Below are 14,733 nucleotides of genomic sequence, written 5' to 3' on the forward strand. Positions count from 1 at the left end.
CGCCTCGGGCGATGGTAGAATTACATTTCATGCAGCACATGCGCCGCCTTTACCGCGGCGGAGGCCCGGTTTTCGACGCCGAGCTTCACATAAATCTGCTCCAGATGTTTGTTCACCGTCCGTGCGGAGAGCCCCAAAATCTCGCCGATATCGCGGTTTGATTTGCCCTTGGCGATCCAGAGCAATACTTCGGATTCGCGCTGGGTGAGCGCAAAATGCTGGCGCAGCACGCCGTCGTCGGCGCGCTGGTTGGTGGCGGTCAGGCGGAAAAGATATTCGTCCGCTCCGATCGCGCCGAGGAAAGCGAGCTGCAGAGCCGCCTGGCCGCCATTGCTGATCGAGAGCAGGTTGTCGCGCGCCGGGCTTGGCCGTTCGCGCTCGCGCATGAAAGTGGCGATGTGTTTCGCCACAAGATCAAGGCCGTCGTCGCTGCCTGTTGCGGCGTTGATGAGGCGTGTGGCTTGCGGGGTCGACCAATGAATCGCGCCATCGCCTTTGACCGCCAGCAGATGCCGGCCGGCAGCATCTAGCGCGACCCTGGCACTCTGGGCGGAGCGGGCATTGCGCAGGTGAACGCGGATGCGGGCACGCAGTTCATCAACGTTGATTGGCTTGGTGAGGTAGTCGACACCGCCCGATTCCAGCGCATGCACGACGTGCTCGGTTTCGGTCAGTCCGGTCATGAAGACTACGGGAATCTGGGCGATGCCGGCGTTCGCCTTCAGCCGCCGGCAGGTCTCGAAACCGTCCATCGATGGCATCACGGCATCGAGCAGGATCAGGTCCGGCGTGATGCGTTCGACGATGTTCAGCGCTGCCGAGCCCGATGTGGCGATCAGCACGGAAAAGCCCGACTGCTCAAGGGCATCGGTCAGGAATCCGAGCGCCTCCGGCGAATCGTCCACGAGCAAGACTATATCGCGGGGAAGGGCGGGCTCAGCCAATCGGTTCTACCTTTTCATTGTCGAATTTGCGCAGGAAATCCAGAAAACCGCCGATGTCGAAGGCTTGAACATAGGTTCTCAAAGCATCGGTGAAGGGTTGGTTCTGATCGAGCTTGGCAAGATCCGTGAGCTTCGCCTCGATGCCTCTGACATAACCGATCTCGCCAAGCCGTATCAACTCGCGCACATGCTCTATCCCCGGGCTCTTCATCGGTGGCGTGGGTTTCGGCAAGGCGGGTGCGGAGCCGTCGGCATAGACCCATTTCAGACCGAGATGCAGTGCTAGCTTGTCGCGAAGCTGACGGATATCGATAGGTTTGGCGATAGCGTCATTATGGCTGTCGTCGCTGTCCTTGGCGGCGGCACCATCGCCGATGTTGGCCGACAGCATCAGGATCGGCGCCATCTGGCCGCTCTCCCTGAGCCGCGAGACCAATTGCCAGCCGTTCATGCCCGGCATGGAGATATCGACCAGGAAAAGATCCGGCTTGATGCCTTCGATCAGCGTCAGACAATCCGGCCCGCCAGCGGCTGTCAAGACAATGAAATCGAGGGGCGACAGCACTTCGCGCATCAACTCGCGATGATCCTCGTTGTCGTCGACTACGACGATGGTGCGGCGCGGGCCTTCATAGCTGACGATCCGCTGCTCCTGGGCTGGTGGTTTCATCGGCCGGATGACCGCCGACAGCATCAGGCGGACCTTGAAAGTCGAGCCCTTGTCCTTTTCGCTGACAACAGCAATCTCGCCGCCAAGCGTATTGGTGAGCAATTGGGTGATGGTCAGCCCGAGGCCGAGGCCCGGCATGGGGCGGATGCTCTCAGCCTCGCCGCGCTGAAAGGGCTCGTAGATGCGGGTAAGATCCTTCTCCGCGATGCCGCGACCAGTATCGGCAATGGTGAAGCTCGCGACCTGGCTGCGATAGCCAACCTCGAAACGTACGCTGCCCGTATCGGTAAATTTGATGGCGTTGGAGAGCAGGTTGACGAGGATCTGCCGCAGCCGCTTTTCGTCGGTGCGGACATAATCGGGCAAGGCGGCGGACCGCTCATGGATGAAGGCAAGACCCTTGGCCTGCGCCTGCGGGCGGAACATGTCGATGATCTGGTCGAGAAAATCCTGAATGTTGATCTCGTTAGAATAGACCTGCAGCCGGCCGGCTTCGATCTTGGAAATATCCAGCAGGCCGTCAATCAGTCCGGAAAGATGTTCGGCGCTGCGGCGGATCACCTTCAGCGAGGATTGCCGCGGCGCCGGAATCGTCTCGTCGCGCTCGAGGATCTGGGCGTAACCGAGCACGGCGTTGAGTGGCGTGCGAAGCTCGTGGCTCAAGCCGACGACGTAGCGGCTCTTGGCGCGGTTCGCTGCTTCTGCGGCCTCCTTGGCGGTCTGCAATGCGGCGTCCGTCTTCTTGTGGGCGGCGATTTCCTTGAGCAGCAACGTGTTCTGGCGGGAGGATTCTTCCTCCGCGACGACGCGGCTGTCGTGGGCGAGCACATAGAACCAGCAGACGACGCCGGCGATGACGGCGAAGACGAAGAAGACGATCAGGATAGTGCGGTCGACCACCACGGCGGTTTCGGGCGAAGCGGAGCCGACCTGATGCGCGATCATCGCCAGGATGGCACCCACGGCGGTCAGCGCCACCGCGACGGCGATGCCGTAGCGGCCGAGGCGGGTGGCGAGCTTGGCGACGATGGTCTCCGGCAGCAACGTCTTGGCGACGGTGCCCACCTGCGTGTTGAACCGCGCCTTCGGCTTGCACATGTCGTGGCAGCGGCTGTCCAGCGAGCAGCAGAGTGAGCAGATCGGCGCGGCATAGGCCGGGCACCAGGCCATGTCCTCCGGCTCGAATGGATGTTCGCAGACCGAGCAGGTGATGGTGGCGAGGTTCTTCCAGCTTTGGCGGGGTTTGCGGGCGAGATAGAATTTGCCCTTGGTCGCCCAGGCGATCGTGGGCGAGGCGACGAGCGCAATAACCAAGGTGATGTAAGGGGCGAGCGAGGCGGCGATCGTGCCGAAGGCGCCGAAATGGGCGATGAGGGCAATTGTTGCCGACAGCGCCATGGCCCCCAGGCCAACGGGATTGATGTCGTAGAGATGCGCGCGCTTGAACTCGATGCCGGGAGGGGCAAGGCCGAGCGGCTTGTTGATGAAGAGATCGGCGGAGATCGTGCAGAGCCAGGCCATGGCGATGATGGAGAAGATGCCGAGTGTCTCTTCCAGCAGCCTGTAGATGCCGAGTTCCATCAGCAGTAGGGCGATGGCGACGTTGAAGACCAGCCAGATGACACGGCCGGGATGGCTATGGGTCAGCCGCGAGAAGAAATTCGACCAGGCAAGCGAGCCGGCATAGGCGTTCATCACATTGATCTTCAACTGGGAGACCATGACGAAGGCGGCCATCAAGAGCAGCGCGGCATTGTGCCAGGGTATCATATAGCCGAAGGCGGTGAGATACATCTGCGCCGGATCGGCGGCGCGATCGGCCGGGACGCCGGAGCTTAGCGTCAGTACCACCAGGAACGAGCCGGCCAGCAGCTTCGGCGCACCGATGATCACCCAGCCAGGACCGGCGAGGAAAATCGCCAGGTGATGCCGCCATTTGCGGCGGCCTTCCGGCGGCAGGAAGCGCAGGAAGTCGGCCTGCTCGCCGATCTGCGACATCAACGCCAGGATAACTGCCGACGCGGCGCCGAATTCCACGAGATCGAAAGGCGAGGCACTGCCGGCCACTGCCGCGGGGTGATGGATGCCGGCGAAAGCACGCCAGAGATCGAATTTTTCCCAGTCGGAAAAGGCGATGAAGATGAAGGGCAGGATGTTGAGGACGATCCAGAAAGGCTGCGTCAGAAGCTGAAACCGGCTGATCAGACGGACACCGTACGTCACCAGCGGAATGACCATGACGGCGCTGACGATATAGCCAATCCACAAGGGTATGCCGAGCGTCAGCTCCAGCGCGCCCGACATGATGGATGCCTCGATCGCGAAAAGCATGAAGGTGAAGCTGGCATAGATCAGCGACGTGATGGTCGAACCGATATAGCCGAAGCCGGCGCCCCGGGTCAGAAGGTCGATATCGACTCCGTGTCGGATGGCGTACCGGCTGATCGGCAGGCCGATCGCAAGCATCGCGATGCTGGCGACGATGATGGCGTAGAAGGCGTTGGTCGTGCCGTAGGAGAGCGTGATGGCGCCGCCGATCGCCTCCAACGCCAGGAAAGAGATGGCGCCGATCGCCGTCTGCGAGATGCGCTGCGAGGAAAATTGTCGGGCGCTTTTGGCGGTGAAGCGCAGGGCATAGTCTTCCAGCGTCTGGTTTGCGACCCAGCGATTGTATTCGCGCCTGACCGGAATGATGCGTTGCCGCGCTGCCATGCCCACCCTTCAGCAGTCTTGCCCTCAAATAGTTTGGCAAGTGTAATTCACGTCGTAACACGGATCGTCGCAGTCCTTAAGTGCATGAACTGCTAATATGCTGCACATTTCGCCCCGCTTCCTACGTCATATTACGTATGTGGAATCCCTTGGTGCTGCCGGATAGTCGCGGCAGGCAACGGTTAATCTTTGTTTACGAACTGTTGCGGCAGACAAAAAGAGGGGAACTATACATGAAACTGAAGACTCTTGTCTCCGGCGCGCTTCTGGGCGCCATCATGTCGACGACCGCATTCCACGGAGCTTTTGCCGCCGACGACACCATCAAGGTCGGCGTTCTCCATTCGCTTTCGGGCACTATGGCAATTTCGGAAACGACGCTGAAAGACGCCATGCTGATGCTCATCGACGAGCAGAACAAGAAGGGCGGCGTCCTCGGCAAGAAGCTGGAGCCCGTCGTCGTCGACCCGGCGTCCGATTGGCCGCTGTTTGCCGAAAAGGCGCGCGAGTTGATTCAGAAGGACAAGGTCTCGGCCGTGTTCGGTTGCTGGACTTCGGTGTCGCGTAAATCGGTCCTGCCGGTGTTCAAGGAACTGGACTCGATCCTCTTCTACCCCGTGCAGTTCGAGGGTGAAGAGTCCGAGCGCAATGTATTCTATACGGGTGCCGCTCCGAACCAGCAGGCAATCCCTGCCGTCGATTATCTGATGCAGAACGAAGGCGTGCAGCGCTGGGTTCTGGAAGGCACCGACTACGTCTATCCGCGCACGACCAACAAGATCCTTGAAGCCTACCTGAAGTCCAAGGGTGTCAAGGACGAAGACATCATCGTCAACTACACGCCGTTCGGCTTCTCCGACTGGCAGACGGAAGTCTCCAAGATCAAGACTTTCGGCTCGGCCGGTAAAAAGACTGCTGTCGTCTCCACGATCAATGGCGACGCCAACGTACCCTTCTACAAGGAACTCGGTAACCAGGGCGTCAAGGCGGAAGACATTCCGGTCGTCGCCTTCTCGGTCGGCGAAGAAGAGCTGGCGGGCGTCGACACCAAGCCGCTGGTCGGCCATCTCGCCGCCTGGAACTATTTCCAGTCCGTCGACACGCCGGCAAACGCCGCGTTCATCAAGGAATGGCACGCCTACACCAAGAACGACAAGCGCGTCACCAACGACCCGATGGAAGCCGCCTACATCGGCTTCAACATGTGGGTGAAGGCCGTCGAAAAGGCCGGCACCACCGATCCGGACAAGGTGATCGACGCTCTCGTCGGCGTCTCGGTTCCGAACCTCTCGGGCGGCTATGCCACCATGATGCCGAACCATTACATCACCAAGCCGGTGCTGATCGGCGAAGTCCAGGACAACGGCCAGTTCGACATCGTCTCGCAGACTCCTGAAGTCGTCGGCGATGAGTGGTCCGACTATCTGCCTGACAGCAAGGATCTGATCTCGGATTGGCGCATGCCGATGAACTGCGGCAACTTCAATGTTTCCACTGGCAAGTGCGGCGGCAAGGGTTCCTGAGTACCGCCCAATGTCGGGGCGGCGATAAGCCGCCTCGAATAATTCCTTGATATCGCATGATCTTATCCGAAAACCGCTTCGCACTTTTCGCTGACGCGGTCCTACCGTTCTGGATCATGCGCGCAGATTGCCGCGGGCAGGCTCCTCTGCCCGCGGCAGCATGAGGGGACAAGCGTGATGTTCGACAAATTTGTTTACCGCATGGCCTTGGCGCTGGCCGCCGGTTTTTGCCTGATAGTGGTGCTGACCTCGACCGCGCTGCGCGCCCAAGAAGATGCGCATAGTCTCATCAATGCGCTGGGTCCGGCGAACTTCCAGCAGGCCGACGAAATCGTCAAGAATCTAGCCAAGACCGGCGATCCCAAGGTAGTGCCGGCGCTGCAGGCTTTTTCGGACGGCGATCTCTACGTTCGCAAATCCGACAATCAGGTTTTCATCGCCAGATCTTCCGGTGACGTCATGGCCTTGATCGATCCGTTGACCGGGCAGACAGCCGGCGAGGAAGCCAAGGGCAATCTCAGCAAGATCAAGATCAACAACAATCTCCGTCGCTCGGTCCGTGCGGCGCTCGGCGGCCTGACGCTGATGAGCCCGGATCGTGGTGTCCGACTGGAGGCGGCGCAATCCGTATTAAAATCGCCGAGCGCGGATTCGCTGGAGGCGCTGGAAGCCGCGTTGCAAAACGAGAAAGATGGCGAAATTCGCAGCGTGCTCGAGAAGGCGCGCGCGGTTGCCGTGCTAAGTTCCGATCGTTCGCCGGAGCAGAAGAAGGCGGCGATCGAGACGATCAAGACAGAAGGTGGGCGTGACGCCATCGGCATTCTCTCTTCGGTTTCCGTCGATGACAGCCTGAAGCCCGATGTCGCCGCCGCCATCGCCGGCATCCAAAGCCAATTGGTGATCTGGGATGCGGTACAGAACGTCTGGTACGGCCTGTCACTCGGCTCGGTGCTGCTGCTTGCCGCCATCGGGCTTGCCATCACCTTCGGCGTCATGGGCATCATCAACATGGCGCATGGCGAGATGGTAATGCTCGGCGCCTATTCCACCTTCATGGTCCAGAGCGTCATCCGCAGCTCCTATCCGGAACTCTTCGACTGGTCACTGGCGATCGCCTTGCCCGTAGCGTTTCTGGTGACCGGTGCCGTCGGCCTTGTCATCGAGCGGGGCGTCATCCGCTTTCTCTACGGCCGGCCGCTGGAAACGCTGCTCGCCACCTGGGGCATCTCGCTGATCCTGCAGCAGGCGGTGCGCTCGATCTTCGGGCCTACCAATCAGGAAGTCGGCAATCCCTCCTGGATGTCCGGCTCCTTTGATCTCGGCTATCTCTCGATTACCTGGAACCGTCTCTGGATCATCGTTTTCGCGCTCGGTGTCTTCGTCGCCCTGCTGTTGCTGCTGAAGCGCTCGGCATTCGGGCTGCAGATGCGGGCGGTGACGCAGAACCGGCGCATGGCTTCCTCCATGGGCATTCGTACGCCCTGGGTCGATGCATTCACCTTTGCCTTGGGGTCGGGCATTGCGGGGATGGCAGGCGTTGCGCTCTCACAGATCGACAACGTCTCGCCAAACCTTGGCCAGAGCTACATTATCGACAACTTCATGGTTGTCGTCTTCGGTGGCGTCGGCAATCTCTGGGGAACCCTGGTCGGCGCCTTCTCGCTCGGCATCCTCAACAAGTTCCTCGAACCCTATGCGGGGGCGGTGCTCGGCAAGATCCTTGTGCTCGTTCTCATTATCCTCTTCATCCAGAAACGTCCGCGCGGGCTCTTCGCCCTCAAGGGAAGGGCGGTGGAAGCATGATCACGGCCTTTATCTTGCGTTCGCTCGACCGCCGCATCAGTATCGCCATCGCGATATTGATTGCCGTCGCCTTCGTCGTGCCGCTATCGAACCTGCTGTTGCCGGAGACCAGCGCACTGCATGTGCCGACCTATTTGATGTCGCTGTTTGGCAAATATCTGACCTATGCGCTGCTCGCCTTGGCGCTTGATCTCGTCTGGGGCTATTGCGGCATTCTCTCGCTCGGCCATGGCGCCTTCTTCGCGCTCGGCGGCTATGCGATGGGCATGTATCTGATGCGGCAGATCGGCTCGCGCGGCACCTATGGCAATCCCATCCTTCCGGACTTCATGGTGTTCCTGAACTGGAAGGAACTGCCCTGGTTCTGGTACGGGTTCGATCACTTCTGGTTCGCGATGATCATGGTGCTGGCCGCACCCGGCCTGCTGGCCTTCGTCTTCGGCTGGTTCGCTTTCCGCTCACGCGTCAACGGCGTTTATCTGTCTATTATCACGCAGGCGATGACCTATGCACTGCTGCTTGCCTTCTTCCGCAACGACATGGGCTTCGGCGGCAATAACGGCCTGACCGATTTCAAGGACATTCTCGGCTTCAACATCCAGGCCGACGGCACGCGCGCCGTGCTCTTTGCCATCACGGCGCTGTTGTTGGCGCTGGCGCTGATGCTGTCGTCGGCCATCGTGCGCTCGAAGTTCGGCAAGGTGCTGGTCGGTGTGCGTGATGCGGAGAGCCGGACGCGCTTCTTGGGTTATCGCGTCGAACACATGAAGCTTTTCGTCTTCGTCGTGTCGGCGATGATGGCCGGCATTGCCGGTGCACTGTATGTGCCACAGATCGGCATCATCAATCCCGGCGAATTCGCGCCCGCCAATTCGATCGAAGTGGTCATCTGGACAGCGGTCGGCGGTCGGGCAACGCTAATCGGCCCGATCATCGGTGCCATCCTTGTCAATGGCGGCAAGACGATCTTCACCGGCCTGTTCCCCGATTTCTGGCTCTTTGCTCTGGGTGGCCTCTTTGTCGCGGTGACGCTGTTCCTGCCCAAGGGCATCGTCGGCACGGTGGCGCAATATATCGGCAGCGGTCGCAAGCTGGTCAGCCCGAAGCCCGAGGCAGAGGAAGACGAAGCCGGCAAGACGACCATTCAGGCGGCGGAGTAAGGCCATGATCCCGAACATCAAGCCCAACAGCATGCTCTATCTCAACAACGTCTCCGTCTCCTTCGACGGTTTCAAGGCGCTGAATTCGCTGTCGATCGTCATCGAGCCGGGGGAACTTCGCGCCATCATCGGCCCGAACGGCGCAGGCAAAACGACGATGATGGACATCATCACCGGCAAGACGCGGCCTGACGAGGGCGAGGTGTTCTTCAACGGCCAGATCGATCTCACCAAGAAGGACGAGGCAGACATCGCCCAACTCGGCATCGGCCGCAAGTTCCAGAAGCCGACCGTTTTCGAAAGTCATACCGTTTGGGACAATCTCGAGCTGGCGCTCAACCGCAAACGTGGCGTCTTCGCGACGCTCTTCTATCGCCTGACGCCGGAAGATCGTGACCGCATCCACGAAATCCTCGATACGGTGCGCCTTTCCCACCGACGCGACGAGCTGGCGGCCAACCTTTCGCATGGGCAGAAACAATGGCTGGAGATCGGCATGCTGCTCGCGCAGGAGCCAAAGCTGCTTTTGGTCGACGAGCCCGTGGCCGGCATGACCGACGCCGAGACGGCGGAGACAGCGGTGCTGCTGAAGGAGATCGCCAAGACGCGTTCCGTGGTGGTGGTGGAGCACGACATGGGCTTCATCCGTGACCTCGGCGTCAAGGTGACGTGCCTGGCGGAAGGCTCAGTGCTGGCCGAAGGTTCGATCGATTTCGTCAGCAACGATCCGAAAGTCATCGAGAATTATCTGGGGCGATGAGATGCTGACAGTTGAAAACGCAAATCTGCATTATGGCGCCGCTCAGGCACTGCGCGGTATCTCGATCAAGGCGGAGATGGGCAAAATCACCTGTGTGCTCGGGCGTAATGGCGTCGGCAAAAGCTCGCTGCTGCGCGCCGTCACCGGCCAACATGCGCTGTCGGCGGGTTCGGTCGCCTTCAACGGCGTGACGCTGAATGGCATGGCGCCCTTTGCCCGTGCCAAACAGGGCATCGGTTATGTGCCGCAAGGGCGCGAAATCTTTCCGCTGCTGACGGTCAAGGAGAATCTGGAGACAGGCTTCGCACCCGTGCCGCGCCGCGACCGCAATATTCCCGAGGACATCTACAATCTGTTTCCGGTGCTGAAATCCATGCTGTCGCGCCGCGGCGGCGATCTCTCCGGCGGTCAGCAGCAGCAGTTGGCGATCGGCCGAGCGATGGTGACGCGGCCGAAAATATTGGTGCTGGATGAGCCGACCGAGGGCATTCAACCGTCGATCATCAAGGATATCGGCCGAGCGATCCGCTATCTCAGGGATTCCACCGGCATGGCGATCCTGCTGGTCGAGCAATATCTCGATTTCTGCCGCGAACTTGCCGACTACGTCTATATCATGGACCGTGGCGAGATCGTTCATGAAGGCCTGGGAGAGACGCTGGATACGCCCGAGGCGCGCCGGCATCTGACTGTCTAAGGCGAAATGCCCTTCTTTTCATCATCTGGCGAAAAATGCAGCGGGTGCCCGCTACGGCAGGCCGCTGTTCCGCGCAACTGCACAAGGCACGGAAATTGCCTGCCTTTGTTCGCTGGCGGGTTTCAATGACCCGCGATGACATGATGTAATGAGCGGAGACACGGAATGGCGATGCTAGGGGCGAGCACGAGACCGCAGAGGGCGCGCGGGCGCGGCCATCTGGCGGCCAAGGCGCTTGATGGACGCACGCGCCTTGCCGAACTTTTCCAGGAAGGCGCGGCGAAGATCCGTCTGCCCGATACCTTCGACAACTCCATGGAAGCCGTCATCATCAACACTGCCGGTGGGTTGACCGGCGGCGACCGCATGGATTGGAGTATCGTCGCCGGGCCGGCGACGCGCATCGATGCGACCACCCAGGCCTGCGAGAAGATCTACAAGGCATCCGCCGGCACAGCCGAAGTCGTGACTTCGATCAAGGTCGGTGCTGAGGCACGCGTCGATTGGTTGCCGCAGGAGACGATTTTGTTCGACCGCGCATCGCTTTCCCGCAGGCTCGATGTCGATCTCGATGAGACCGCCGAATTTCTGGCCGTCGAAGCGATCCTATTGGGTCGCAAGGCCATGGGCGAAGCCATGCTACAAGGACTGTTCCGCGATCGCTGGCGCATTCGTCGCGCCGGGAGGCTGATTCATGCCGAAGAATTGAGGCTCGACGGCGATGTCGCGGCGTTGACGGCTGAACATGCCGTCCTTAGCGGCCAAGTCGCATTCGCGACGTTGCTCTATGCCGGGCCGCTGGCGGAGACCTATCTCGCCAAGGTGCGGCCGCTTATCGAGGGGAAGATGGGCGGTGCCAGTCAATGGCGTGACAAGCTGGTGGTACGGCTGGCGGCGCCTGACGGCTTCGCCCTTAGAAAAATCCTGATCCCGGTCATTTCCGCCTTGCGCAACGGAACGCCAGTGCCGAAAGTCTGGAATCTGTAGTTCGAGCAAATAGCAATCACATAGGTAGGCGATGAACCTCACTCCGAGAGAAAAAGATAAGCTGTTGATTTCCATGGCGGCGATGGTGGCGCGGCGACGGCTGGAGCGCGGCGTCAAGCTCAACCATCCCGAAGCCATCGCGCTGATTACCGATTTCGTTGTCGAGGGCGCCCGCGACGGTCGCCCAGTCGCCGAACTGATGGAAGCCGGCGCCCATGTCATCACCCGCGACCAGGTGATGGAGGGGATTGCCGAGATGATCCATGACGTACAGGTCGAGGCGACATTTCCGGACGGGACGAAGCTCGTGACCGTGCACGAGCCGATCCGCTGAACGACGGGCAGAGGAAAAGACGATGATTCCAGGTGAAATTTTTGTTGCAGGCGGCGACATCGAACTGAATTCTGGCGCGCCGACCGTAACGCTTGACGTCTCCAATACCGGCGACCGTCCGGTGCAGGTTGGCAGCCACTATCATTTTGCCGAGACGAATGGCGGTCTCGCCTTCGATCGCGACAAGGCCAAGGGTATGCGTCTCGATATTCCTGCAGGGACCGCCGTGCGTTTCGAGCCTGGCCAGACCCGCTCGGTGACGCTGATCCCGCTCTCCGGCAAACGCGAGGTCTACGGCTTCCGCCAGCAGATCATGGGCAAACTGTGAGACCTGCAGGGAGGGGCAATATGTCTTTGAGATTGCTTGCGTCCGGCACATTCGTCGCGACGGTTTTGATGTGCGGTTCGGCCTATGCGCAGAACGATCCGGACCAGCCGAAGGTCGATTGCAACAATGCCCAGACGCAGATGGACATGAACATTTGCTCGCAGCGTGATTACGACAAGGCCGATAAGGCATTGAACGAGCAATACAAAAAGACGCGTGCGGCGATGGTTGCCATCGATTCCGATCTGGACGCCGACCTCAAGGGCGCCGAAAAGGCGCTGGTCAAGGCGCAGCGCGCTTGGGTCGATTATCGCGATGGCGAGTGCGAGGCGGAAGGATTCCAGGCGAGGGGCGGGTCGATGGAGCCGATGCTCGTTTCCGGATGCAAGGCGACATTGACCGTGCAAAGAACCAAAGAGTTGAAGACGTTGGCCGATGGGCCAGAAGGTGCGAAGTGAGCGCGAAACGCAGGATCATGATCGTTGGCAACGGTGAGATCGCGGAAGGGGCGGCAACGGAGATCGACGCCGCCGACCTGGTCGTGCGTTTCAACGATTGCCGCTCCATCGAGACCGGCGGCAGCCGCACCGATGTCGTCGCGGTCTGCAATACCGGTCGGCCGGCGCGTGCGATGCTCGGTTCTGCGGAATGGCGCAACAGCCCGCCGGTTGCTGCCGCATCGGAAATCTGGAGTGTGCGCGATCCCCGCAAGTTCGCCGCCCTGCGCGTTCCGCTGTCGCAATCGCATCCGGAACTCAACGATTTCTGCGACGATTACACCGATCAATTCACCGCTTTCTGCAATGCCACCGGCAAGCGCCATGTGGTCATCGATCAGTCCGTTCATGAGAGTGTCGACGAGGCACTCAGGCCGCATGAGCCCGGCCCCTATGTCGTGCCGAGCAGCGGTATGATCGTGATCGCTCGACTGCTTTTGCGCTACCCCGACGACGATATCGCCATCACCGGCTTCGGCCATACCGGTTGGGATGGTCATCCGTTTGCTGCGGAGAAGCGGTTGGTCGATCTTTATATTTCCCTTGGTCGCCTGAGGCGCATTGCCAACAAGACTCTCATTCTTTCCTCCCAAGGAGCCTGATATATGCCCTACAAGATCTCCCGCGCCGCCTATGCCAACATGTTCGGGCCGACTACCGGCGACAAGGTGCGGCTTGCCGATACCGAGCTTTTCATCGAAGTGGAGAAGGATTTCACCACCTATGGCGAGGAGGTGAAGTTCGGCGGTGGCAAGGTCATTCGCGACGGCATGGGGCAGAGCCAGGTGACGCGCGCGAACGGCGCCGTCGATACCGTCATTACCAACGCGCTGATCGTCGATACCTGGGGGATCGTCAAGGCTGATATCGGCCTTAAGGATGGCCGAATCGTTGCGATCGGCAAAGCCGGCAATCCGGATATGCAGCCGGGCGTCAACATCATCGTGGGGCCGGGCACGGAGGCGATCGCGGGTGAGGGCAAGATCGTCACCGCCGGCGGCATGGATAGCCATATTCACTTTATCTGCCCGCAGCAGATCGAAGAGGCGCTGATGAGTGGCCTGACGACCATGCTCGGCGGCGGCACAGGCCCCGCACACGGGACGCTCGCCACCACCTGCACGCCAGGCCCCTGGCACATTGCCCGCATGATCGAGGCTGCCGATGCCTTTCCGATGAATCTTGCCTTTGCCGGCAAAGGCAATGCCTCGCTGCCCGGCGCGCTTGAGGAGATGGTGCTTGCCGGTGCAACTTCGTTGAAGCTGCACGAGGATTGGGGGACGACGCCCGGCGCGATCGACTGCTGCCTGACGGTTGCCGATGAATATGACGTGCAGGTGATGATCCACACGGATACGTTGAATGAAAGTGGCTTCGTCGAGGACACGATCGGCGCCATCAAGGGCCGTACAATCCATGCCTTTCATACCGAAGGTGCGGGCGGCGGCCATGCGCCCGATATCATTAAGATCTGCGGCCAGTCGAACGTCATCCCGTCCTCGACCAACCCGACGCGTCCGTATACGGTTAACACGATTGCCGAGCATCTCGACATGCTGATGGTCTGCCATCACCTGTCGCCGTCGATCCCGGAGGACATTGCCTTCGCCGAAAGCCGCATCCGCAAGGAGACGATTGCGGCGGAGGATATTCTTCATGATATCGGCGCCTTCTCGATCATTTCGTCCGACAGCCAGGCCATGGGCCGTGTCGGCGAGGTGGCGATCCGCACCTGGCAGACCGCCGACAAGATGAAGCGGCAGCGCGGCCGCTTGGCCCAGGAAACCGGCGACAACGACAATTTTCGCGTCAAGCGCTACATCGCCAAATATACGATCAATCCGGCGATCGCTCATGGCCTCAGCCATGAGATCGGTTCGATCGAAGTCGGCAAGCGCGCTGACCTGGTGATCTGGAATCCGGCCTTCTTCGGCGTCAAACCGGACATGATCCTGCTCGGCGGCTCAATCGCGGCCGCCCCCATGGGCGATCCGAACGCCTCGATCCCGACGCCGCAGCCGGTGCATTACCGCCCGATGTTTGCCTCTTTTGGCAAGAGCCTGACGAACTCCTCGGTTACCTTCGTGTCGCAGGCGTCGCTCGATGCCGGTCTCGCCGGCAGGCTCGGTGTCGCCAAGAGCCTCGTGGCCGTCAAGAACACCCGCGGCGGCATCTCCAAGGCATCGATGGTCCACAACAGCCTGACGCCGCATATCGAGGTTGATCCGGAGACCTACGAGGTGCGTGCCGACGGCGAACTTCTGACCTGTGAGCCGGCGACGGTGTTGCCCATGGCGCAGCGTTATTTCCTGTTCTGA

At 60.5% G+C, this 14,733-nt stretch carries 13 protein-coding genes; 11 read left to right on the plus strand and 2 right to left on the minus strand.

The genetic code is table 11. The annotated features are described in order from the left end of the window. Positions 1 to 20 precede the first annotated feature (20 nt). Both FHT86_RS00720 and FHT86_RS00725 read right to left on the minus strand, forming a co-directional pair. A complete protein-coding gene (locus FHT86_RS00720; protein ID WP_133704957.1) occupies positions 21 to 944 on the minus strand; it encodes a response regulator transcription factor in 924 nt (307 codons plus the stop codon). After that, positions 937 to 4,326: an ATP-binding protein gene (locus FHT86_RS00725; protein ID WP_133704958.1), complete on the minus strand. Its 3,390-nt coding sequence runs from the start codon at positions 4,324 to 4,326 to the stop codon at positions 937 to 939. Before FHT86_RS00725 ends, FHT86_RS00720 begins: the two co-directional genes overlap by 8 nt. Before the next feature lie 233 nt (positions 4,327 to 4,559). Here FHT86_RS00725 and urtA point away from each other — a divergent pair, with 233 nt between their 5' ends. The 11 genes from urtA (at position 4,560) to ureC (ending at position 14,733) form a co-directional block, all read left to right on the plus strand. Next, positions 4,560 to 5,849 (plus strand): urea ABC transporter substrate-binding protein, encoded by a 1,290-nt coding sequence (urtA, locus tag FHT86_RS00730; protein WP_133704959.1) that lies wholly within the window; start codon positions 4,560 to 4,562, stop codon positions 5,847 to 5,849. Between the two features lie 177 nt (positions 5,850 to 6,026). Further along, complete coding sequence (gene urtB / locus FHT86_RS00735) at positions 6,027 to 7,652, plus strand: urea ABC transporter permease subunit UrtB (RefSeq protein ID WP_133704960.1); 1,626 nt, start codon at positions 6,027 to 6,029, stop codon at positions 7,650 to 7,652. Beyond that, positions 7,649 to 8,812, plus strand: coding sequence for an urea ABC transporter permease subunit UrtC (gene urtC / locus FHT86_RS00740; protein ID WP_133704961.1), 1,164 nt, complete (start codon positions 7,649 to 7,651; stop codon positions 8,810 to 8,812). Before urtB ends, urtC begins: the two co-directional genes overlap by 4 nt. Positions 8,813 to 8,816: 4 nt before the next feature. Then, entirely contained in the window at positions 8,817 to 9,572 is a 756-nt protein-coding gene (urtD, locus tag FHT86_RS00745) for an urea ABC transporter ATP-binding protein UrtD (RefSeq protein WP_133704962.1), read from the plus strand. A 1-nt stretch (position 9,573) separates the two neighbouring features. Beyond that, on the plus strand, positions 9,574 to 10,269 hold the full coding sequence (urtE, locus tag FHT86_RS00750) for an urea ABC transporter ATP-binding subunit UrtE (RefSeq protein ID WP_133704963.1): 696 nt from the start codon (positions 9,574 to 9,576) through the stop codon (positions 10,267 to 10,269). Between the two features lie 165 nt (positions 10,270 to 10,434). Further along, a complete protein-coding gene (locus FHT86_RS00755) occupies positions 10,435 to 11,256 on the plus strand; it encodes an urease accessory protein UreD (RefSeq protein WP_133704964.1) in 822 nt (273 codons plus the stop codon). Between the two features lie 31 nt (positions 11,257 to 11,287). After that, positions 11,288 to 11,590, plus strand: coding sequence for an urease subunit gamma (locus tag FHT86_RS00760; protein ID WP_034503828.1), 303 nt, complete (start codon positions 11,288 to 11,290; stop codon positions 11,588 to 11,590). 22 nt (positions 11,591 to 11,612) lie between these two features. After that, positions 11,613 to 11,918: an urease subunit beta gene (locus FHT86_RS00765; protein ID WP_133704965.1), complete on the plus strand. Its 306-nt coding sequence runs from the start codon at positions 11,613 to 11,615 to the stop codon at positions 11,916 to 11,918. A gap of 20 nt (positions 11,919 to 11,938) precedes the next feature. Then, positions 11,939 to 12,376, plus strand: a complete 438-nt coding sequence (locus FHT86_RS00770; RefSeq protein WP_133704966.1) for a lysozyme inhibitor LprI family protein — start codon at positions 11,939 to 11,941, stop codon at positions 12,374 to 12,376. A gap of 17 nt (positions 12,377 to 12,393) precedes the next feature. Further along, complete coding sequence (locus FHT86_RS00775; protein WP_133707035.1) at positions 12,394 to 13,017, plus strand: Urease operon accessory protein; 624 nt, start codon at positions 12,394 to 12,396, stop codon at positions 13,015 to 13,017. A 3-nt stretch (positions 13,018 to 13,020) separates the two neighbouring features. Next, positions 13,021 to 14,733 carry an urease subunit alpha gene (gene ureC / locus FHT86_RS00780; RefSeq protein WP_133704967.1) on the plus strand — a complete coding sequence of 571 codons (1,713 nt, stop codon included), beginning with the start codon at positions 13,021 to 13,023 and terminating at the stop codon, positions 14,731 to 14,733.

Origin of the sequence: Rhizobium sp. BK313 (assembly GCF_014193655.1) — a bacterium.
Lineage (GTDB): Bacteria > Pseudomonadota > Alphaproteobacteria > Rhizobiales > Rhizobiaceae > Rhizobium.

What these genes read in the sequence shown, in the direction of transcription:
- urtB (WP_133704960.1), top strand. Translation starts at nt 6,027, where the DNA reads ATGTTCGACAAATTTGTTTACCGCATGGCCTTGGCGCTGGCCGCCGGT.
- FHT86_RS00760 (WP_034503828.1), top strand. Translation starts at nt 11,288, where the DNA reads ATGAACCTCACTCCGAGAGAAAAAGATAAGCTGTTGATTTCCATGGCG.
- ureC (WP_133704967.1), top strand. Translation starts at nt 13,021, where the DNA reads ATGCCCTACAAGATCTCCCGCGCCGCCTATGCCAACATGTTCGGGCCG.
- urtA (WP_133704959.1), top strand. Translation starts at nt 4,560, where the DNA reads ATGAAACTGAAGACTCTTGTCTCCGGCGCGCTTCTGGGCGCCATCATG.
- FHT86_RS00770 (WP_133704966.1), top strand. Translation starts at nt 11,939, where the DNA reads ATGTCTTTGAGATTGCTTGCGTCCGGCACATTCGTCGCGACGGTTTTG.
- urtD (WP_133704962.1), top strand. Translation starts at nt 8,817, where the DNA reads ATGATCCCGAACATCAAGCCCAACAGCATGCTCTATCTCAACAACGTC.
- FHT86_RS00725 (WP_133704958.1), bottom strand. Translation starts at nt 4,326, where the DNA reads ATGGCAGCGCGGCAACGCATCATTCCGGTCAGGCGCGAATACAATCGC.
- FHT86_RS00775 (WP_133707035.1), top strand. Translation starts at nt 12,394, where the DNA reads ATGATCGTTGGCAACGGTGAGATCGCGGAAGGGGCGGCAACGGAGATC.
- FHT86_RS00755 (WP_133704964.1), top strand. Translation starts at nt 10,435, where the DNA reads ATGGCGATGCTAGGGGCGAGCACGAGACCGCAGAGGGCGCGCGGGCGC.
- urtE (WP_133704963.1), top strand. Translation starts at nt 9,574, where the DNA reads ATGCTGACAGTTGAAAACGCAAATCTGCATTATGGCGCCGCTCAGGCA.
- FHT86_RS00765 (WP_133704965.1), top strand. Translation starts at nt 11,613, where the DNA reads ATGATTCCAGGTGAAATTTTTGTTGCAGGCGGCGACATCGAACTGAAT.
- urtC (WP_133704961.1), top strand. Translation starts at nt 7,649, where the DNA reads ATGATCACGGCCTTTATCTTGCGTTCGCTCGACCGCCGCATCAGTATC.